General features: G+C 58.0%; 16 protein-coding genes. 7 read left to right on the forward strand and 9 right to left on the reverse strand.

Annotation, left to right across the window (positions count from 1 at the left end; all coding sequences use genetic code 11):
- Window positions 1-2: 2 nt before the first annotated feature.
- Window positions 3-1,202: an efflux RND transporter periplasmic adaptor subunit gene (locus tag M0412_RS20055; RefSeq protein WP_269701421.1), complete on the reverse strand. Its 1,200-nt coding sequence runs from the start codon at window positions 1,200-1,202 to the stop codon at window positions 3-5.
- Between the two features lie 44 nt (window positions 1,203-1,246).
- Window positions 1,247-1,801 (reverse strand): TetR/AcrR family transcriptional regulator, encoded by a 555-nt coding sequence (locus tag M0412_RS20060; RefSeq protein ID WP_269701420.1) that lies wholly within the window; start codon window positions 1,799-1,801, stop codon window positions 1,247-1,249.
- Window positions 1,802-1,904: 103 nt separating this feature from the next.
- Between M0412_RS20060 and M0412_RS20065 the strand changes: the two genes are divergently transcribed.
- Entirely contained in the window at window positions 1,905-3,398 is a 1,494-nt protein-coding gene (locus M0412_RS20065; protein WP_269701419.1) for an MFS transporter, read from the forward strand.
- 197 nt (window positions 3,399-3,595) lie between these two features.
- On the forward strand, window positions 3,596-4,057 hold the full coding sequence (locus M0412_RS20070; RefSeq protein ID WP_142842576.1) for a ribonuclease H: 462 nt from the start codon (window positions 3,596-3,598) through the stop codon (window positions 4,055-4,057).
- Window positions 4,058-4,315: 258 nt separating this feature from the next.
- On the opposite strand, the gene hutH is transcribed toward M0412_RS20070, so the two are convergent.
- From hutH to M0412_RS20100, 6 genes are all read right to left on the reverse strand, one after another.
- Window positions 4,316-5,980, reverse strand: a complete 1,665-nt coding sequence (gene hutH / locus M0412_RS20075; protein ID WP_269701418.1) for a histidine ammonia-lyase — start codon at window positions 5,978-5,980, stop codon at window positions 4,316-4,318.
- A 140-nt stretch (window positions 5,981-6,120) separates the two neighbouring features.
- Entirely contained in the window at window positions 6,121-7,428 is a 1,308-nt protein-coding gene (locus M0412_RS20080) for an MFS transporter (RefSeq protein ID WP_142842578.1), read from the reverse strand.
- A 107-nt stretch (window positions 7,429-7,535) separates the two neighbouring features.
- Complete coding sequence (locus M0412_RS20085) at window positions 7,536-9,194, reverse strand: urocanate hydratase (protein WP_142842579.1); 1,659 nt, start codon at window positions 9,192-9,194, stop codon at window positions 7,536-7,538.
- Window positions 9,195-9,196: 2 nt separating this feature from the next.
- Window positions 9,197-10,288: a DUF917 family protein gene (locus M0412_RS20090; protein WP_142842580.1), complete on the reverse strand. Its 1,092-nt coding sequence runs from the start codon at window positions 10,286-10,288 to the stop codon at window positions 9,197-9,199.
- Window positions 10,289-10,290: 2 nt separating this feature from the next.
- The gene (locus M0412_RS20095; RefSeq protein ID WP_142842581.1) at window positions 10,291-11,529 is read right to left on the reverse strand and encodes a Zn-dependent hydrolase; all 1,239 of its coding nucleotides are present in this window, start codon (window positions 11,527-11,529) and stop codon (window positions 10,291-10,293) included.
- On the reverse strand, window positions 11,529-12,911 hold the full coding sequence (locus M0412_RS20100) for a dihydroorotase family protein (protein WP_142842582.1): 1,383 nt from the start codon (window positions 12,909-12,911) through the stop codon (window positions 11,529-11,531). Before M0412_RS20100 ends, M0412_RS20095 begins: the two co-directional genes overlap by 1 nt.
- 141 nt (window positions 12,912-13,052) lie before the next feature.
- On the opposite strand from M0412_RS20100, the gene M0412_RS20105 reads away from it, so the two are divergent.
- The 5 genes from M0412_RS20105 to mctP all read left to right on the forward strand — a co-directional run bounded on the left by M0412_RS20105 (window position 13,053) and on the right by mctP (window position 18,455).
- Window positions 13,053-14,204, forward strand: a complete 1,152-nt coding sequence (locus M0412_RS20105; protein ID WP_161991412.1) for a LysR family transcriptional regulator — start codon at window positions 13,053-13,055, stop codon at window positions 14,202-14,204.
- 458 nt (window positions 14,205-14,662) lie between these two features.
- Window positions 14,663-16,033, forward strand: a complete 1,371-nt coding sequence (locus tag M0412_RS20110; RefSeq protein WP_142842584.1) for a cache domain-containing protein — start codon at window positions 14,663-14,665, stop codon at window positions 16,031-16,033.
- The gene (locus tag M0412_RS20115; RefSeq protein WP_142842585.1) at window positions 16,030-16,674 is read left to right on the forward strand and encodes a response regulator transcription factor; all 645 of its coding nucleotides are present in this window, start codon (window positions 16,030-16,032) and stop codon (window positions 16,672-16,674) included. The genes M0412_RS20110 and M0412_RS20115 overlap by 4 nt, the downstream gene beginning before the upstream one ends.
- A gap of 112 nt (window positions 16,675-16,786) precedes the next feature.
- Window positions 16,787-16,990 carry a DUF3311 domain-containing protein gene (locus tag M0412_RS20120; RefSeq protein ID WP_161991413.1) on the forward strand — a complete coding sequence of 68 codons (204 nt, stop codon included), beginning with the start codon at window positions 16,787-16,789 and terminating at the stop codon, window positions 16,988-16,990.
- Window positions 16,980-18,455 carry a monocarboxylate uptake permease MctP gene (mctP, locus tag M0412_RS20125; protein ID WP_269701413.1) on the forward strand — a complete coding sequence of 492 codons (1,476 nt, stop codon included), beginning with the start codon at window positions 16,980-16,982 and terminating at the stop codon, window positions 18,453-18,455. The genes M0412_RS20120 and mctP overlap by 11 nt, the downstream gene beginning before the upstream one ends.
- A gap of 409 nt (window positions 18,456-18,864) precedes the next feature.
- Here the strand turns inward: mctP and M0412_RS20130 are convergent, their stop codons facing one another.
- Window positions 18,865-20,619 (reverse strand): lipopolysaccharide assembly protein LapB, encoded by a 1,755-nt coding sequence (locus M0412_RS20130; protein WP_269701411.1) that lies wholly within the window; start codon window positions 20,617-20,619, stop codon window positions 18,865-18,867.
- Window positions 20,620-20,756 lie beyond the last annotated feature (137 nt).

Here is a 20,756-nt window from a genome sequence, read left to right on the forward strand (position 1 = left end):
TATTACCTTGAATTTCCCGAGTTGGCGGGAATTACGCCGCCAGATTGCTTGTGTTCTTCCGCCGACCAGGATTCGGCGGCGACCCTGGTGTCCGGCTGAACCTTCTGCACACCGTCGACCACGACTTTCTCGCCCTCCTTTAGGCCGCTCTCGACCACCCATTCCTGGCCAAGCGCCTGTCCAAGCTGGACATCCCGCAGCGTTGCAATGTCGTCAGCCTCGACAACGTAGACCTGTGCCTTGCCGTCCTGGGTTCTCAGCACGGAACGCTGAGGAATGGTGATTGCGTCCTGACGGACGGCCTGCTCGATGCGCACGCGCACATACATGCCGGGCAAGAGATCGCCATTCGGGTTGGGAAACTCGGCGCGCAATGTCACCTGACCGGTCGTGGAATCCACGTTGGCGCTGGAAAACAGCAGCTTGCCTTTCCCGCCGTAGACATCACCGCCATCAAAAACCAGTTCTACGCTTGCCTGCCCGGGAGCGGGGCTTGCCAGCTTGCCGTCGGTAACGGCGCGGCGTAGCGCCAGAAGATCCTGCGCGGACTGGGTGAAGTCGGCATAGACAGGGTTGATCTGCTGAATGAGCGCAAGGCTCGATGTACCATCCGCGGTAACAAGCGCACCTTCGGTGACGAGCGCGCCGCCGATGATGCCGGTGATCGGAGCACGAACCTCGGTATATTCGAGATTGATCTTTGCTTCCTCGAGAGAAGCCTGCTGGAGCGCTACATCGGCCTCTGCCTGAGCAAGATTAACGGCCGCGGTGTCATAGTCGATGCCGCTCGCAACATTGCGTTCACGCAGCATCCTCTGCCGTTCCAGCTGAACCTTGGCATTGTCGCGCGTGGCTTCCGCCCGGCGAAGGGTTGCCTGTGCGCTGGCAACCCGGACTTTGAAGAGACGGGGATCGATCCGATAAAGGACGTCACCTTCCTTCACGAGCGCGCCCTGTTCGAAAACGCGCTCCTGCAAGATACCGGAAACGCGGGCACGCACTTCGGAGACCCGAGTGGCGGCCACGCGGCCCGGAAGCTCACTGATAACCGGGATCGCATGGGCCTTGAGATCGATGACACCGACGGCGGCGGGCGGCATCTCTCCGCCCTCCTGCGCAAGGGCAGTCGTCGCCGTCAGAGCGAGAATAGAGGTTGCAATAAGGCACGCCCTTAGGCGCGGCAGTTGGCTGCAGCGGTACATGTTTCTTCCTTGAATCGGCTGTTATTGGCCCCTACGGGCGATGATTACTTCTCGGGATAGGATGTGTAGATCGTTCGTACACCTTCGAGAATTCTGGCTTGATCATCCTCGCTCCACTGGTGGAAGCCGAAAAGTTCGGTAAAATAGAAGCCCGAAAGGGTAAGATAAGCCATCAGCGCCGCTTCGGGACGGGCACCCTCGCCCATGGCCTTGAGGTCTGCCAACGTCCAGTCACGCATCTGCTGCTGGAGCTTCTCCTCGGACGAAAGGGAGGCGCTGATCGCCATGGCAACCGCGCGTTCGGTATCATCCACGACACGTTCGGCAAGCTTGATCCGCCCGAAAAGCTCGGGATGAGGGGTATCGGCAGCATCTTCGACTGATTTTGCCTGCCGCTCCAGTTCCTGCGATATACGGCGGTCGATCAGAGCCTCAAGCAATGCGCTCTTCGACTTGTGATCGTAAACGACTGTCGACTTGCTGACACCCGCCTCCTGGGCGACGGCATCGATTGAAAGCCCGGCGGCGCCGAGCTTCAATACCACGCGCTCGGCGGCATCCAAGATGTCATCTTTCTGAATCCTGCGAATACGACCCACATCATTCTCCAATTTGTCACTTGATTGTTTTACGAACGATCGTGTATTAATGCAATAGTGAAACGATCGTTCTGATAAAAAATTCGCATTGCAGGTGTCTCGCATGTCCTCCGCCAATCGTTGGCTTATTCTCTCTGCCGTCATGATGGCCTTTCTGCCCGTCGTGCTCGACCTCACCATTCTCCATATTGCGGTGCCTTCACTGACAATCGCACTTGGTGCTTCCGGTACCGAGGTGCTCTGGATCATCGATATCTATGCGCTTGTCATGGCCGGCCTGCTGGTGCCGATGGGAACGCTTGCAGACCGCATGGGCTACCGGCGGATGCTTTTGACCGGACTTGTCGTGTTCGGCATAGCATCGGCTGCGGCCGCTTTCTCGACCTCGCCCGCGATGCTGATCGGTTCCCGTGCCATCCTTGGCGTTGGCGCTTCGATGATCATGCCCTGTGTCCTTGCCATCATTCGCACGACATTCGAGGATGATGGCGAGCGGGCACGGGCACTCGGTTTGTGGAGTGTGGTCGGCATGGCGGGCGCCGCCATCGGTCCGCTTGTCGGGGGCATCCTGCTCGAGCACTTCTGGTGGGGATCGGTCTTCCTCGTCAATCTTCCGGTGTTGGCTGTCGTCATCGCCCTTGTCTGGTTCCTTGTTCCGAAGAAGGTTGGTACCGGTCTCGGGGCCTGGAACATCGGGCAGGCGGCATTGCTGGTCGCGGGTCTGGTTCTGACCGTTTACGGCATCAAGACCGGGATGAAAGGCGGCATCAACGGTACGGTCGCGGCATCACTGTCTTCGGGTATAATTCTGCTCGGCTGGTTTGGCAGGCTGCAGGTCTCGTCGCGCAATCCGATGCTCGACCTGTCGCTCTTCCTCAAACCAGCGATTGCTGCCGGCATGCTGATGGCGTTCGTCGCCTCCGGCGCATTGGCAGGATTTGAGCTGGTGCTTGCGCAGGAACTCCAGTACGTGCTCGGCATGTCCCCGCTCGATGCCGGCCTGTTCATGCTGCCACTGGTCATCGCGGCCGCCGTGGGTGGCCCACTCGGTGGCAATCTGGCGAACCGCTTCGGCCTTCGGCCGATCGCAACGCTGTCGATGACGGGAGCCGCCGCGGCGCTGTTCGGTCTTGCATCCATCGATCTGATCGCTTCGCAGCCGATAACCGCAGCGCTTCTGGCGATGCTTGGTATTTGCCTCGGCATCGGTCTTTTGGCATCGTCCATCGCCATCATGGGAAGCGCGCCAGCCGATAAGGCAGGTGCTGCAGGTGCATTGGAAGGTACTGGCTACGAACTCGGCGGCGGCATCGGGATCACCTTCTTCGGAGTACTTGTGAACTCAATCTATTTCTCCGCAGTTTCACGCTCGTTTTCCCCAGCAGCCGACGCAGGCGGATCCATCGGTGAAGCGATGACGGCGGCGGCGCGGTTGGGTGGAGATGAAGCTGAGGCAATACGGACAGCGGCGCGCAGCGCCTTCACTCAGGCGCATGGATCGGTTCTGATTATTACGGGCACGATGATTGCCGTGCTGGCAGCGGCCGTATTCGTCGCGCTTCGCGACGTGAAGCGCGGAGGCTATGTCTCTCATTGAAGCTGTGGAGTGAAGGTTACCGCGCTGGAGACCTCTCTATCTGGTGCAATCTACTCTGTGAAAGCGAGACGTTTTCTGCCCCGATACAAAGAACAGCAGGTTCTGATTCGAAGAGGACATGGTAAACGCCATCTGGAGAAGTGACTCAAAGGCATTGCCATTTTTTCAGGCGGTTTTGACACGGGAAAACGAGTTCGATGACTGCGCCACTCACAATCTACACGGACGGCTCGTACGACCCCGTTGAAGTGTCGGGAAGCTGGGCATTCGTCGTGCTGGAGACGGGGCAGCAGCTCCATGCTGCGCGTGGGACGGAAATCGGACTTACAAATAATTCTTTTGAAATAATGGCAGTCATGAACGCACTTTTATGGCTGGATGCTCACGCTCCAGGCCGGACAACCGTCCTTTGGACCGACTCCGCTCATGTCGTCGAGGGTTGCCATCGCCATCGCAAAATCTGGCGGACCAACGGTTGGAAACGCATCAACCCCAATTCGCGAGCTCGGAAACGACAAATACCGGATGAAGCTCTTTGGCGGAGTGTGGATAGCTTGCTCCTTCGCAATCCGAACGTGGACATAGAGTGGTGCAAGGGACATTCCGGTATAGCGGGAAATGATTTCGCGGATGCTTTGGCTCGTAACCTCATAGCTTAAGCCAGCGCGATCAGTGGTGGATGTCGAGCCATTCGATCCTGATCTGTCCGATACGGGAAAATGAAAAAGCCGCTCGCCAGGTGACAGAGGCCACATCCAGGCTGATCTAAAAAATGGCGACGCCCCATCCTATCCAAGGCTCCTCATGGATCGAATGGCCGAGGTCTTCGAGTCGTGCCGCGCGTCGCGTATTTGCTTTGCGAAACGGCCCAAAGACGTCGGTCCTCTCATTTGGTTCAACGCCAACACAACAACCGCTCAACGGGCCTTCAGAAAACGATAACCCGTATTGAAATCATTGCTGTATATTCGGTCCGTCGCCACAAAGGGCACATCCCGGCGATAGTCTTCAAACAGTGCTTTTGTTTCCGCTCCCAATTGCCCGGGCTTGCGCAGATCAACAGCTTGCGCCGCATGTAGCAGCTGGATTGACGACATCCAGTAAAGGTTATCCAGAATCCGGCCGAGATTGGCGACCGAAAGCGGGGCGTGGCTGTCCAGATCCTCGATATTTCCTGCCATTGCGATCGAACCGACGGGGGCTTGCGCGCCGATCTGCTGATTTTCGGCCAGAAGCGCAACAAGTGGCTTCTGGATCGCACCAAACGCGTGTCCTTGATTGGTTTCAGCAGCGAGGAACCGCGAAAGATGCGTCAAATCCGGGTTCTCGAAGCGGATCGTCTGCATCGTAATGGCCTGTGACAGGCGCACCAGTGCCGTGTTCAGTGCTTCAACCCTTGAAGCCACCGGCAGCATCTCAAAACCTGCACTCGGATAGATCGCTCCAGATACCTCTCCTTCGATAAAATACTGGGAGACCTGCATGGAAGCCTTGTCGTCCGAGGCACCCGCAACCACGACAGGATTATCATCACTGTGATTGATCTGGATTTCCAACGCCTTGGTCAGATCCCGCATCGCAGTTTCGGCTCCGCCAAGCACATAGGCCATGGTGCGATAAGACAGAGGGTCCTGCAGCGCCCGATCTTTCGAGGGTGACCAGAGATAGCTGCCGCCAAGGGCAGAGCGAACCATCTGTGCCCCGGATGTATTTTCAGCGAAGGGGCGCAGATCGTTCGTCGCTTCGAGGAAAGGGGCGACATTGCCGTTAAAGCCTTCCAGTGCCAAACCGAAGACGACAGCTTCCTTTTCGAGATATCCCGCCGTATCACGCGCAAGCAGCGCAGCTTGCCCGGCGGTCAGTGCATTCGTGCTGAGGATCGAAAGAAAATCCTTGCCGACCGGCTCAAGCGGAGTGATGCCGGCGTCAGTCAGCGCGCGCGCTGCGGGAATGCGGTTGCCGTTCATGAAGACCTCACCCTCACCAACCATCGCCAGACCGATATGGGAGGCAAGGGTGATGTCCGCCTCTCCAACAGAACCACGCGAAGGAACCACCGGGGTGATCCCCTGCTCCAGGAACTGTCGATACATTTCCGCGACGGCGCTCTGAACGCCGGTTCGACCGGTGGCAATCTGATTTAGACGGATCGCCATGCCCGCCCTCACCGTTTCGATCGCCATCGGTTCACCCACGCCTGCGCCATGAGCGCGAAGAGACGTCGAATTGAAAGCGCGTGACAGTTTCAGCAGATCGTCGTCCAGAACGCGCTTGCCGTCCTTCATCGCAAAAACAGGGCGATCCTTGTTCCAGCCAACGCCGACCGTGAGACCGTAGACCGCCTTGCCTTGCAGGGCAGCCTCCATCACCAGATCAAAGCCTTCGGCGATCCGTTTGTCCGCACTCTCGGTGAGAGTGATTTTGGCGTTATTGTCCCGCGCCAGGCCGACAACCTGTTCCACGGTCAGGTTTTGACCGTCGATGGACCAGTGTTCCGCCCGCGCATTTGAAGCAGTAAGCCCGACAATCGCCAAAGCTGCGGCAATGGAGAGGCAAGATATAGTCCCGGTTTGAGCAGACATGATGTTCCCTTGAGTTGGTTGTTATTATGCAGTTGTCTTTGCAGCAGTGTCCGGCCATCGAAGCGGCTTCGCTTCGACTGTAATTTTCCAGACATGGTGGGTTGAGCTATGTGGGAGCTGGGCCTTTGGCGGCCCATCTCTTAGTTCGTGGAATATGGTTTTGGCAGGATCAGAACCGCTATCAGCGATATGAATGCGGCGGCCATGACGTAAAATCCCGGTGCGTGATAACCGATTTCCGTGCTGCCGAGCCAGGTCAGCGTCGCCGGGGCAAATCCTCCGAAGATCGTGACAGCGGCGTTATAGGCCAATGACATGCCGGTGGTGCGGATATTCGTCGGGAAAAGCTCGGACAGGGTAGCGGGCGCAACCCCGACATATCCCGAGACCATGATGCAGAACAGGCTTTGCACGATGATGAGCGTCGTCAGCGTCGGCGAAGATTGCAGCCACCAGATCAGGGGGTAGACGGCAACCAGCATTGCGCCGGCCGCAATAGCAAGCATCAAGCGCCGACCGATCCTGTCCGAAATACTTCCAGCGCTGACGCAACCCACCGCAAGGAAGACGTTTCCAATCAGCGATGCCGTAAACGCCTCCGAAGCACTGAAACCGAAAGCCCGCTGAACGAAGATCGGCATGTAGATGATCAGCACGTAAACGCAAACGGCCCACAGGATCGAGAAAGCAAAACCTTTGATCAGATGGCCGAAATAGTCAGAGAAGACGAGCTTCAGGGGTGTTTTGGCGGACTGGTTCTCGAGACTTGCCTGTTCCGCCTGAAAAGCCGGTGTTTCGTCCAGCGTCTTGCGCAGCCAAAGGCCCACCGGCGCGATCAAGACCCCGATGAAGAACGGAATCCGCCAGCCCCAGTCTCCAATCTCCTGCTCCGTCAGGAGCGAGGTAACAGCAAAGGCGACGAGTGCACCCATGATATTGGAAATCGCCATGCTTGCCTGGAGCCAGGAAGCATATTTGCCTTTTTTGTCGGCTGGCGCATGTTCAACAAGAAAGGCGGCTGCTCCGCCGATTTCTCCGCCCGCGGAGAAGCCCTGAAGGACTCGTCCGGCAAGGATCATGAGTGGCGCTCCCACACCAATCGCGGCATAGGTCGGGGCCACCGCAATCAGCAGGGTGCCCACCGCCATGATCATGATGGTCAGGAACAGTGCGGCCTTTCGACCGGCCTTGTCGCCATAGACCCCGATCACGATGGCTCCCAGGGGGCGGATGACAAAGCCCAGCCCGAAGGCAAGAAAGGCTTTCACGAGTTCGACCGTGTGATCGCCGCCGGGAAAGAAATTATGGGCGATATAGATGGCAAACAGCGCATAGACGGTGAAGTCATACCATTCGAGGGCGTTGCCTATCGATGCTGCAGCAACGGCGCGCTCCGGTGATGACCGTCTGGCCGGTGTCACTGACAAATTTTGATATGTTTTTTCCATTATTGTCCCCTCTTGGCCTGCCGACAACGGCAGGCAGTGTTGATTGGTGATCGTAATTTTCCGCCGCTCGTGGCGATTGATGGCCTCTCCTCGCTGCTTTGATCTCGTCAGATCTTCACGTGATGTATGCCCTTGCTGGCAATTTCATCCTGTGCTTCGGCATAGCCCGCATCCGCGTAACGGATGACGCCAAGCCCGGTATCATTGTCGAGCGATTGCGAAAGCCGGTCGTCGGCCGCGTTGGTTCCATCAGCGACGATCGTGACCCCTGCCGAGGTCATGAAGCCCGCATAACCCCCGCCGCCGGAATGAAGTGCGACAAGGTCGGCGCGCGAAGCGCAGAGCAACATCGCGTCGAGAAGCGGCCAGTCGGCGATGGCGTCCGAACCGTCGAGCATGTTCTCCGTCATGATGTTTGGATGCGCCATGCCCGCTGAATCGAGGTGATCGCGAGAGAAGGCAACCGGCCCCTTCAATTCGCCCGAAGCGACCAGACCGTTGACCCGCCGTGCGAGCGCGCTTCTTTCGCCATGGCCAAGCCATGCGATACGTGCCGGCAGCCCCTCGAACGGAACATGCTTGCGCGCCAGCGAAATCCAGTTGGTGACGATCTTGTTGTCCGGAAACATCTCCAGCACCAGCTCGTCTATCCGCGCAATATCAGAGGCGTCGCCGGAGAGGGCCATCCAGCGGAAGGGACCAATCGCCCGGCAGAACAGCGGGCGCAGATAGGCTTCGGTGAAGACCGGAATATCGAAGGCGTCGGCAACCCCACCGGCCTGCGCCTGCGTTCGGATCAAATTGCCATTGTCGAAAACCTCCGAGCCGGCCCGCTGGAATTCCAGCATGGCTGTTACCTGTTTGGCAATCGACGCCCTGCCGGCCTCGATTAGCTCATCCGGGTTCTGGCTGCGCAGGCGGCGTACCCGTTCCAGATCGTAACCGATTGGAATATAGCCATAAACAAGATCATGGGCGGAGGTCTGATCGGTCACGATATCCGGGATGATCCCGCGCGCGGCTATTTCGGGATAGATTTCCGCTGCATTGCCGACAAGCCCGACGGACAGCGCCTCACCCTTGGCGCGGGCCTCTTCAATTCGCGCCAGTGCGCTATCGAGGTCATCGGCAATCTCGTCGAGATAGCCGATATCCTTGCGAGTGCGGGCCCGTTCCGGATTGATCTCTATGCACAGGATGGCCGCGCCTGCCATGCGACCGGCAAGCGGCTGCGCTCCTCCCATACCACCAAGGCCCGCGGTCAGTACGAAACGCCCATTGAGCGTGCCACCGAAGCGGCGTTCGGCAATGCGCATGAAGATTTCGTAGGTACCCTGAATGACGCCCTGCGAGCCGATATATTGCCATGCCCCCGCAGTCAGGCCGCCCCAGCATATGAGGCCCTTGCGTTCGAGAGCATAAAAATTCTCGGCCTTGGCCCATTGGCCGACCATGTTGCAATTGGCCATGATGACCATCGGGGCCTCGGTCGAAGTCTTCATCAAGCCGACCGGCTTTCCCGACTGGATGACGAGTGTCTGATCCTCATCCATGGTGGTCAATGCACGCACGATGGCATCATATGCGGCCTTGCTGCGCGCCGCCTTCCCGAGTGCTGCGTAGACGACGAGGTTCTCGGGGTCTTCACCAACAGCCAGCACGTTTTCCATGAGGCGCAGCAGGGCTTCCTGCCGCCAGCCCTTGGCTCGAAGGTCCGGGCCTGAAGGGATCGGGAAGCCCGGATTACGGGGATTTTCTCTCGGCATCTTCAGGCCTCCAATGCGTAGTCGGTCAGGTTGATGCCCATGACCTTTTCGGGGTGGACATAAATCGCCGGGTCCATCAGGCCCGCGCCGATCGGAATGAGGGTCTTTGGGACATGTAGCAGATGGATCTTCATGCCGACCTTCAGCTCGCCGACCGACAGTGGCTCGATCTCCTGCGACAATGTGGTGATGACATCCGGAAAGGTCGCAAGGCGACGACCATCGACCGCATCAACAGCCATGTATTCGTTCATCACATGCAGGGTCAGCGCCCTCTCGCCCCTGCCGATGGTGACGGTACCGACGTCGAAAGCCTCATTCGTATAATGGACATCCTTAGCGGTGATCTCTCCCTCGATCATGATCCTGCCGCCCGTGGTCGCAAGGATCGCATCGAGGACTGCCGCATGCCCTCGAGGCTCGGCAGCGAGGATTGCATGGCCAAGTTCCAGCGCCTTGGAAATTCCGCCGAGTGCCGCATTCTTCGCGACGTAACCGGCACGAACCGGGTTGCGAGCCGAGGCAATGAAACCGCCCGACATGTCGGAGGCGGTGCGCAGGATAGGAGAGATCCGGCCGGTTGCGCCGCGCGTTACAAGCTCGATATAGCGGTTCTGATCGCGATTTCCGCCAACGGCCGTCTGGATCGACTGGTCCGGTTTTCCAGCCATACCGATCGCGCCCATATCGCCGGTCGGATGGGCGCGCATGTCACCCACCGCGTCCAGTACCTTGCAGCCGAGGATAGCGGAAGGCAGCCATGCATTGAGGGTCGAGGACTTGCCGTTCTGCCCGATCATCAGGGCCGCGACCTTCGCACCAAGCTCATCCTGCAAAAGCTGCACGGCCTTGACATAATCAACGCCCCGCATTTCCCAGGGCGTGGTGGAGGCAGGCGCGCCGATGGCGGCAGCCGTCGCCACCCATTCGTCTTCGTTCAATTCGTTAATCGAGACGAGTTCCGGCGCACCGGCGTTCACCGCGGCGTAGCCCAGCATCCGTCCATGGTGGACCCAGCCGCCGCCGCCGGCCGCATAGACCGCGCCTCCCCGCACTGCGGGTTCCACATCTTTTTCCGTCAGAATTCTGGCCACCTTCAGCCCTCCCTTTTTCTGTCCAATTCCATAATCGTGTTTGCCAGAACTTCAGCCGCCAGAGCGAGGTCGGCCGCATCGGCCCACTCTTCCGGGCAATGGGAACGGCCGTCGCGGCATGGAACGAAGAGCATCGCCGAAGGGCACAGCCGTGCCATGAACGCCGCATCATGGCCCGCACCCGACACCATCTTGCGATAGGGCGTGTCCAGCCGGTCTGCGGCCTTTGCCAGCATCTCCTGCAATCCATCATCCATCTGCACGCCGGGATTGCCGGAAATCAGCCGCGCTTCGATCGTATTTTCACCGTCCGCGTCAAGTCCGGTCAGCCAGGACACGAACGCCTCCTTGTCCTCGGCCCGTTCGGCGCGGATATCGACCAGCATGCGGACCCGCCCCGGCACCACATTGGCGGCGTTGGGGGAGATTTCGAACTCACCCACGGTTGCGGTAAAATGCCCGGGACCACCGGAAAGCTCCGTCGCGTACCGCTCGATCTCACTTACGATCCGCGCCGCAGCGACGAGGGCATCGGCGCGCAACCCCATCGGAGTCGTACCGGCATGATCGGGACGACCCTTAACCTCGATCTCGACGCGATTGATGCCGACAATGGTTGTCACCACCCCAAGCGCAATTTTTTCCCGTTCGAGAACCGGCCCCTGCTCGATGTGCAGTTCCAGAAAGGCCTTCAGGTCATCAGCCAAGGGAGCTCCAAGACTTTCCGGCTTGCCGCCCACATCACGCATGGCCGTCGCCAGATCGCGCCCGTCGCTGATGCGCCTCAGCCAGTCCTGCGGCAGAACACCCGCCATCGCCCGCGAACCGATGCAGGAAACGCCGAAAATGGAGACTTCTTCAGCAAGAAAATCGACGACGGCCAGGTTGTGCCGCAAGGCAACTCCGCGCCGTGAAAGAATGCGTGCGACCTCCAATGCAACGACAACACCGGCAACACCATCAAAACGGCCGCCATCCGGCACGGTGTCGGAATGTGAACCCAGCATGATCGTTCCGGCCTGCGGCTCGGTGCCTTCGCGTCGACCAATCAGGTTCCCGCCCGTATCGATCGAGACGTTTAATCCTTCACTCAGGAAACGTCGCCGAAGATAGTCGCGCCCTTCATCAAAACGGGGTGAGAAGGCGCGGCGGGTCCAGGGGCGTTCCGGATCGGTAATCTGCGCCAGTGCGTCGAGATCCGCTTCTATGTCCTTTATTGACGCGTCGAGATTGCGGCGCATCACAACAGCACCTCGCGCAGACCAAGTGTTTCGGGCGGCCGCACAAAAATACCTGTTCCCGGCGCAGCAAGCACGTTTTCCCCGTCGAAGACCATCTCGCCTCGCCGCCAGGTGGCTGCAACCGTCCAGGGCAGCTCCATGCCGTGATAAGGTGACCACCCCGCAATCGAGTGAGGGCTGGTGGCTGCGTCATACACCACGGGCCGATCGACAAGCACCATGACGTCGGCATCACGCCCAACCTGCAACCCGCCTTTCTGGTGGTCCAGACGAAAATGCCGGGCCGGATTTTCGGCCATCAGCCGGGCCGCCCACACCAGCGGCACGCCGCGCGCGATCGCGCCCTTGACGAAAAGCGGCACCATCACCTCCAGCCCGGGCACGCCAGAGGCATTTTTCAGCATATCGGGGTTGGTCTTGCGATCTTCGCTCCAGCTCACATGATCGGTAGACACCATCGACACCCGCCCTTCGGCCAGATGTCGCCAGATCGCCTCCACTTCTCGTCGGGCGCGTATCGGCGGGTTGATCTTGGCCTTGCCGCCAAGCCGTGCAACATCATTCTCCTCATCCAGAACAAGGTAGTGAATGCAGCATTCGATGGAAGAATACCGGCCATTCCTGCGATACATCTCGGCGATCTCGTAGCCGCGGCTGACGGAGCAATGGACGACATGCGCCGGGCAATCTGTCTCGGCGCCGGTTTCATAAATCTGCAGCGTCGCCAGCGTCTCGGCCAGTTCAGGACGTGACAGGCCGTGCGCTCGCCAGTCGGTGATGCCGGATGCCTCCACCTCGGCAATCGCGGCGCGGACATAGGCATCGTCCTCATTGTGCACGCCTGCCGCAAGCCCGGTCTTTGCAACCTCGGCGAAGCAGGCCCGCAGCAGCGCTGGCGGGATGCGCGGAAAGCGGTGGGGATCCGTGCCGAAGGTCGAGAATTTATAGGCGCAAACTCCCGCCGCCGCCTGTTCAGCAATGCGGGCAGGACCCTCTTGCGGATCGACGGTACCGTAAAGTGCCACGTCGATGCGCGCCTCATCGTCGATCATCGCGACCTTACGCGCCACGGCCTCGGCGGAACATACAAGATTGCCCTCGTCGTAGGGCATGTCCACGATTGTCGTAACGCCGCCTGCCGCCGCCGCACGGGTCGAGGCGGCAAATCCTTCAGCCCCCTTTTGCGACAGCGAATGTACCTGAGCGTCGATGGCACCAGGCAATAAAAGGCCGGTGCCAAAATCATGATTTTCTCTTCCAGCCGGTGCCGGGCCTTCTCCGATGAGTGCCGTTTTCCCATCGCGAATGGCCACGAAACCTCGCGAAATCTCGCGGTCCGTCAGAATGACACGCCCCGCCAAAACCGTATCGAAATCCGCCATATCGTCCTCCTGTCATATTTCGACTATGAGGCACAATGGAATTAGTGGTATATCCCAAAATCCGGACGGCTGATGCCGGAATGGGAAGGTCAAAACGAGACGCGGTAAGTGAAGGTTTCGACAATTCTTTTATGTGATCAGGTGGTTCGCCTCGGCGGCATCCATCTTGCGTCCAGCGCGACGGGCATTCCAGTTTCGACCGTATCGGATGCCGTCAGTCGTCTGGAGAACGCCCTCTCGGTCAAGTTTTTCGTTCACGGCGCAAAAGGTCTGATACTGACGGCGGAAGGGGGCAGGCTCAGCCCATATCTCGCGCGGGCCGCCGATGAAATCTTCGCGATCCACGGCAAGTGCGGTGATGACCATGCGAAGGGTATTTATCAGAAAAGCGTATCGCTAATTGCGCTTTTCCGCTTCGTGGACATTCTCGAATCGGGCTCGATCCGCAAATCCGCGTTGAGACTGCAAATCGGACAACCACAGCTTACACGGATGATCGCCATGCTGGAGGAAAATCTCGGCGTCCGACTTTTTGAACGGACCCGCGACGGTTCGCGCGCATCGCCCGAGGGGCTTCGCATATCACCTCACGTCAGCAAATTACGCGATATCTGGGCTACGCTGGATTCCACATCGGCGCTGCGTTTCAAGCGGCATCTACGGCATTGGTCATTCGGCGGCATTCCTCCAGCAACAACGGACAGCCCGTCGGCAATCATTCTTGCGCGAATTGCCGCCAACTGGGCACGCCGTTTCGACACACCGCTGCTGATGCAGCCGGGGCTTGCAGACAGCCTGCTGGAAGGGCTTGAACAGCAGCGGTACGATGCAGTGCTTGTCGACATGCCGCTAAACAATTCCAGGCTCCGCAGCCGCGAGGTTCTGCGCAGCCACCTTTCCTGTTTCCTGCAGCATGACGCGGCTGATCCGGCGGACCAGGATTCGCCGGCACAGATGCGCGAGGCGATCCTCAAGCACCGCCTGGTACTGCCTTCCCGCGCCTCCGGACTGCGCCAGACCGCCGAAAGCTTCCTCGAGCATCTGCTTGGACCAACCTGGCTGTCAAAGGTGCAGTTAATCGAGATCGACAGCATACCGGTGGCAGTGCAGCTGATTGTCGGCCACGGCTACTGTTCGATATTACCTTCAGCCGTGGGGATAACCTCTCCCAAGGTGACAAAAATTCCATTGCCGCTGACATTTTCGGTTCCATTGCTGTTGGCATGGCGCAACGACGACAGAGGCACAGATATGGCTCGGCGCGTTCTTCAGCTGCTTGATATGACGAACTAATGGCGGCGGGACGAGTTTCGCTTCTGCGACTCGGGTTCAAGTATATCTATCGCCAGACAAGAGGGTGGTCGTCTATACGAGCGATGCACAACCGGAATGTTTCGGGGGCGATCTTCTTGAAATCTCGCTCATCTATGTGAACACCTGCATGCTGCAAACGTTGCTCTCTAAACCAGCCTGACACGGCCGTATTTCACCGGAAGATTATCGCGGCCTCACATCACGAAAATCACTACGGCCGGTTCGACCTCGATCTGGACAGCCATATAGATTTCGGCAAAATCGCCGCATGAACAGCGCTGCCAAAATGCGCCTTGCAAAACTTAGGCGCAAAATTCTAACCTTTGTCGGGATTAAAGCGACATTGCAGAAACTGGCAGCATTTCCTGAATGCCGTAAAAATATGCGCTGATCTTACTGTTAAAAACAACGTGCCGGTGAAAAGGGCCTTCATTTCCATGAATTTTCGGCAGCAGATCATCGCCCTTTCCATCTTACCGCTGGTCTTGGCGGTGCTCGCCATCTCGGCCTTCATCACATGGCAGTCCAGGACGTTGGCCGAGAGCAGCATATCCACGTTCGAGCGGAATATGCTGAAAGCCAAAGAGAGCGAAATCGTTCATCTCACCTATGTGGCCATGTCAGCCGTCCGCGGGATCATGGCGCAGAGCGGCCTCTCGGACGATGAGAAGCAGAAAAGGGCGATCGAACTTATCAAGAGCCTGGACTATGGAGAGGACGGATATTTCTTCGTTTACGATTATGCCGGCAACAGCATCGTCCATCCCCGACAAAACGAGTTCCCCGGCCGTAACTGGCTGGATCTCATCGACGCAGATGGCAAGAAGGTCATCGCAAGCCTAATCGACACCGCGAAGGCGGGCGGCGGTTTCGTCCAATACAAATGGGAGCGGCCGGCGACGGACCAGGTCGGCGACAAACTTTCCTACGTGGCCAAACTTGACGACTGGCGCTGGATTCTGGGAACGGGCATCTACCTTGATGAAATCCATGTACAGACCAAGACAGCACAATTGGACTTTCGCAACACCATCGGCTGGACATTCAAAGTCGTCGCATTGGTGACAGTACCGGCGGTCCTGCTGGTATTTGCGACGGGCATGGTCCTCACGGTCAGCGAGCGACGACTTGCCGATCGCAAGCTGCGACAGTTGACGCAGCGAGTAATCGATACACAGGAGCAGGAACGTACAAGGCTTGCCCGCGACCTACACGACGGTATCTCGCAAAGTCTGGTCGGTGTTCGTTATGCGATGAATTTGGCCGAACGCATGGTCAAGGCAGGCGACAATGACGTCTTGGGAGCGATCGAAGGTGGCATCAAGACACTCAACGATGCGATCCGTGACGTACGCCAACTGTCACATGCACTGAGGCCGCCTCTGCTCGATGATCTTGGGCTTATCGCGGCGCTGCGGGCCTTGTGTGAGGGTTTTCGCGTCAGGACAGGCCTGCAGGCAACGCTGGACGCCAGCTTTTTTGCGGACGGCCTGAAAGCGGAGGCCAGTACGGCCCTCTACCGCATCGCGCAGGAAGCACTCACCAATGTCGAGCGGCATGCCGGTGCGACCACGGTTTTCATCCGCCTGCGCAGCGAGCGTGGCCGCAGCCGAATGACGATCGGCGACAATGGCACGGGATTTAATAGCGAGAGCAACACGTCGCCGGGCCTCGGTTTGCGCAACATGCAGGAACGGGTGGCACATTTCCACGGTATTCTGCTGATCAAAAGCGACGATAAGGGAACCGTACTGACCATCTTGATGCCGCGCTCGGCGCATCGTGTTCTGACGGAGTCAGTGGCATGAATAAACCCCATACCATCCGGGTCTTGCTTGTCGATAATCATCCAGTGGTTCTGGATGGGCTCCGGGCCATCCTTCAGACCTATGCGCATTTGAACGTCGTGGGGATCGCCGCCGATGCGCAGGCGGGGTTGGACCTGGCAGCCGGGCTTCATCCGGACGTCATCCTGCTGGATATCAACATGCCAAGGATCAGCGGCATAGACGCGATAGGCCTGTTCAAGAACGCTCTGCCCGCATGCGGCATCATCATGCTCTCGATGCACCATGACAAAGAATACATCTCGTCGTCCGTGCTGCGTGGCGCTTCCGGCTACATCCTTAAGGATGTCTCGACCGACGAGATCGCAGCCGCCATCGAAGCGGTCGCGAAAGGCGGCACCTATTTCTCGTCCGGTGTAGCAGACGCCATATTGGAGGCGGCACGTATAGATGAATCCGAGCTTTTGACCACCCGGGAGCGTGACGTGCTGCGCGAGCTGGTTGCGGGGAAGAATAATCGCGAAATTGCCGATGCTCTCGGAATCACCATCGCGACAGCCGAAACCCATCGAAAGCACCTGAAAAAGAAGCTGGCGCTGAAATCAACAGCGGAATTGGTACGCTACGCACTCGATCGGGGCATTGGCGTTTTGGCTCCGTGACCCATACCCACTTCTGGGTATTCGCGTCCAAGTTTGCCGGCGGCGCGATTGTAACCATAAATCAATGACCCTACGACCTTCAGGCGTACACGCCAAGTTGGGAGGAAATACCATGGCGCAAAAGTCTCTGCGCAAGAAGGCGGCTTTGTCGCTTCTTGCTCTTCCGTATATCGGTCTTCTCTGGGTTCCCTTCTACAATATCGAGGAGCCGGCCCTTTTCGGTTTCCCGTTCTTTTATTGGTATCAGCTGGCCTGGGTACCGTTGACGGCCTTCCTCACCTATGTCGCCTATCGGAGTGTGCGCAATGACGACTGAGATCGACGTCACGGCACTGTCCGTTTTCACCTTCTTCTTCGTTCTGGTCACCGTGCTCGGCTTTGTCGCCTCCCGCTGGCGCAAGCCCAAAGACCTCGACAATATCGACGAATGGGGCCTGGGAGGGCGCTCTTTCGGCACCTGGATCACCTGGTTCCTGGTTGGCGGCGACTTCTACACCGCCTATACGATCATCGCAGTACCGGCGCTTGTCTATGTCGTCGGCGCATACGGTTTTTTCGCCCTGCCTTACACGATTATCGTCTACCCCTTTGTTTTCGCGGTCATGCCATTGCTCTGGAAGCGCGCCCGTGATGCAGGTTACGTGACCGCTGGCGACATCGTCCACGGCCAGTTCGGCTCACGGGCCCTCGAATTGGCCGTCGCGGCAACCGGCGTTATTGCCACCATGCCCTACATCGCCCTGCAGCTGATCGGCATGACGGCCGCGCTCAAGGCGCTCGGACTTCACGGCGAAATCCCGCTGTCGATCGCCTTCATCATCCTGGCGCTTTACACCTATTCGGCAGGGCTGCGCGCACCGGCTCTGATCGCCTTCGTCAAGGACATCATGATCTATATCGTGGTGATCGTCGCCGTCCTGCTTATTCCTTCAAAGCTTGGTGGATATGACAACGTCTTCGCATCCGCCAAGGCTGCATTCGATGCCAAGGGCACCGGGAGTTTGTTGCTCGGCGGAAACCAGTATGTCGCCTATGCTACCCTTGCCTTGGGTTCGGCTCTGGCGGCCTTCATGTATCCCCACACCCTAACAGGGATATTCGCGTCCAACAGCGCCAACACGATCCGCAAAAACGCTGTGCTTCTACCTGCATATACGTTGCTGCTCGGCCTCCTGGCACTGCTCGGCTATATGGGGCACGTTGCCGGCCTGAAGCTGGATAGCCCGAACGACGTCGTGCCAGCCCTATTCCAGATGCTGTTTCCGAGCTGGTTCGCCGGCTTCGCTTTCGCTGCCATCGCGATCGGCGCACTGGTCCCGGCAGCCGTCATGAGCATTGGTGCCGCCAATCTGTTTACCCGGAACTTCTGGAAGGCTTATGTCAATCCGAACGTGACCACGGAAGGAGAAGCCAAGGTGGCCAAGCTATCGTCGCTCGTCGTCAAGGTCGGCGCGCTGCTGGTCATCCTTCTCCTGCCCACGCAGTTTGCCCTTGATCTGCAATTGCTGGGTGGCATCTGGATCTTGCAGACTCTACCGGCGCTGATCTTTGGTCTTTATTCCAACTGGTTTCGCGCGCCGGCACTGCTGGCCGGATGGGTCGTTGGCTTTGTCGGCGGAACATACCTTGTCTGGGATGCCGGCTGGAAACCCCTGCACGCGGTCAGCCTGGGCGGCGAACCCTTCACCGTCTATACGGGACTGTTGGCCTTGGCGGCGAACATCGCGATCACCTGCCTGATCAACCTGGCCCTTCGCGCTTCCAAGCCCCTGGCCGCTTGAGGGTCACCGACTAACGCAAGCCGCCTCATCGGGGCGGCTTGCAATCGCGAAAATTCTGACTTTTCACCGGAAATGCCGTGAGTCTTGGCCGCTCTACCCGCGACGGGCTCAACCTCGTTGATGAGCGTGACGAAAAGGACGCATCGTTCCGCGTCCTCGAACCGGAGGTAACGACACGGCGAAAGCTGAGGGCGTCTGTGACGCGAGAACTCGATATCGCCAGGTCCAACGCGGGCGACCTCGAACAATTATCTCGGATAACGGAACCGAACCGACTTCGATGGCAATTCTCAGATGGTGCCAGCAGACATGTGCGTCCTCTCATAAGACAACTCCGACTGCAATAATTGTCGTTCAGAGACAGTTCACGAACCTGCGGTCCGAATTGGCACGCTGATAAATCAAATATTTATCTCGTATTCCCTGCCGGAACTGGCACGGCGAGGCCAGCTTCGCGTAGCCCCTCGGCGAGCTGCTCGATCCTTGAATCGGCAACATTGTTGTGTCGGAAATCTGCGTATAGGTTATTTTCGTAGCCGGGGCGTTTCTCATGGAGTTTATCGATAGCCGCTCGAGCGGCTTCGGTTCGCCCTAATTTTGCAAGTGTCGCGGCTCGAAGAAGATAGAAGCGGTAAAACTCCGGATTGATGATCCCGTCAAGTATGTTCAAAGCCTCACCGAAATCCTCGTTCTCGTAGCGGTCAAATGCCAATATCAGGTCTGCTAGAGTTCCCCGGCGATCCATCTCCTCCCTTCCTTCCTTGACGAGCGTCGTACCCTCGGCGGTACGACCGATATTCCAAAAAGCGTTGCCAATGATTATTTTAAAATGGGGATCTCTAAATTTCTTGAGCATGTCCCGCGCTATTTCCTGAAATAATTCCACCTTTCCGTGATTATATACGTCAAAGGCGACAGCCAATTGAGCACCAAAGGATTGAGGGAGCAGCTCGTACGTTTTCTCCGCCGCAACGTGCAAAAGCTCGCCGTAGTCGCTAGGGTCCTCGCCAACGGAAGCAGCATGTCTCGCTAATCTGAAATATACACGAGCCAAGCTTGCCCAGGCTTCCGCATGACGCGGGTGGCTCGCAACCAGATTTTCAAGACATTCGCGAGCATTTGGAATCAATCCGGCATCATAGATAATCGCGACGCGTTGCTGTGGACTTAGGCAGCTAAGTTCTCCCTGATACATCGACTCAAGGCTGGGGATAGCGCCGTCCAATCCGAATACGCCACTTACCAATGCATCTGCTGCCGAGTCTGCAGTACTCCCATTCAGATTCACGCTCCCCAGCGATACCTGGTCGGCCCATGACACCTCCCGCGTATGTGCATCGTTGAGTTTCCAGACTAACGCAAACTCCTCGCCATGTCCGACGATAGCCGTGTCGAGCGTATAGATGACACGCGAGGGATTTCTCTCGGCGAGGTCCCGCGCGAGACTTTGGGCGTCATTCGCCACGTCAACGACCCGGGCCATGCCATGAGCGGCAAGTTTGTTCGCCGCTAGCGCCGAAAGATCATGTGCCAACTTCTTTGCAACAGCACTACCAGGTGAGAACCGGGTATCCTGTACCAATAACATCGGGGCACCGGTCGCCTCTGTCACCGTTGATCGCCCAACCTGCGGAAACCACTCGCGAAGTCCCACAAGCGCCGCAAATAAGCAGATCAGTAAAAGGCCTGAGAGAATAAGTGACAATCGATATTTTTGGCGGAAGTTGACAAACCCTTCAGACAGCTGCTTCCGCTCGTTGTTAGTTCCTACTGGAACGCAGGCGGGATTGTTCTCAAAGACCGGGACATACCTCCCACGTGGCAGGCTAATTAGAAGAGGTGACCTTCTGCTGTCGGGTGAAGCGTTGTAACGTTCAAGGGAATTGCGGAGACGGTTCGCAGTTGTGCGCACGATTGAGTCGTCCGATATGGCGAAGTCATCTTTACGGCCGAAGACTTCGAGAGCGATGCTGTAAGCCTTTATACGATCGCCACGTCCCTCCATTGTTTCGGTAACGATGTACTCGAGAAAGGTGCGCATTCTTCCAGAATTAATAAAAACCTCCGAAGCGAACACATGCTCGAGCGCTTCTCTCACCATGTCAGGATCGGGATGATGTTGCTCAATCTTCGGACTTAAAACCACGGTCAACTCCTTCTTCATGCGTTTGATCCAATAGCTTTCGTCTGAGGTTGCCGGCACTGACGGGTCATAGGCGCCGTTGCGCGACCTATGACGGCAAAGCGCTAAAGGGATGGAAGTGTGGGGAAAGGAAAAATCTTTCCGCCAGATACAAGGCC

This window comes from Agrobacterium sp. O3.4 (genome assembly GCF_041414895.1).
Lineage (GTDB): Bacteria > Pseudomonadota > Alphaproteobacteria > Rhizobiales > Rhizobiaceae > Agrobacterium > Agrobacterium cucumeris.

Excerpts from the sequence above, each read along its gene's own strand:
- M0412_RS20055 (WP_269701421.1), bottom strand. The coding sequence starts at position 1,202 with ATGTACCGCTGCAGCCAACTGCCGCGCCTAAGGGCGTGCCTTATTGCA.
- M0412_RS20065 (WP_269701419.1), top strand. The coding sequence starts at position 1,905 with ATGTCCTCCGCCAATCGTTGGCTTATTCTCTCTGCCGTCATGATGGCC.
- M0412_RS20070 (WP_142842576.1), top strand. The coding sequence starts at position 3,596 with ATGACTGCGCCACTCACAATCTACACGGACGGCTCGTACGACCCCGTT.
- hutH (WP_269701418.1), bottom strand. The coding sequence starts at position 5,980 with ATGTCTGCTCAAACCGGGACTATATCTTGCCTCTCCATTGCCGCAGCT.
- M0412_RS20080 (WP_142842578.1), bottom strand. The coding sequence starts at position 7,428 with ATGGAAAAAACATATCAAAATTTGTCAGTGACACCGGCCAGACGGTCA.
- M0412_RS20085 (WP_142842579.1), bottom strand. The coding sequence starts at position 9,194 with ATGCCGAGAGAAAATCCCCGTAATCCGGGCTTCCCGATCCCTTCAGGC.
- M0412_RS20095 (WP_142842581.1), bottom strand. The coding sequence starts at position 11,529 with ATGCGCCGCAATCTCGACGCGTCAATAAAGGACATAGAAGCGGATCTC.
- M0412_RS20100 (WP_142842582.1), bottom strand. The coding sequence starts at position 12,911 with ATGGCGGATTTCGATACGGTTTTGGCGGGGCGTGTCATTCTGACGGAC.
- M0412_RS20110 (WP_142842584.1), top strand. The coding sequence starts at position 14,663 with ATGAATTTTCGGCAGCAGATCATCGCCCTTTCCATCTTACCGCTGGTC.
- M0412_RS20115 (WP_142842585.1), top strand. The coding sequence starts at position 16,030 with ATGAATAAACCCCATACCATCCGGGTCTTGCTTGTCGATAATCATCCA.
- M0412_RS20120 (WP_161991413.1), top strand. The coding sequence starts at position 16,787 with ATGGCGCAAAAGTCTCTGCGCAAGAAGGCGGCTTTGTCGCTTCTTGCT.
- mctP (WP_269701413.1), top strand. The coding sequence starts at position 16,980 with ATGACGACTGAGATCGACGTCACGGCACTGTCCGTTTTCACCTTCTTC.
- M0412_RS20130 (WP_269701411.1), bottom strand. The coding sequence starts at position 20,619 with ATGAAGAAGGAGTTGACCGTGGTTTTAAGTCCGAAGATTGAGCAACAT.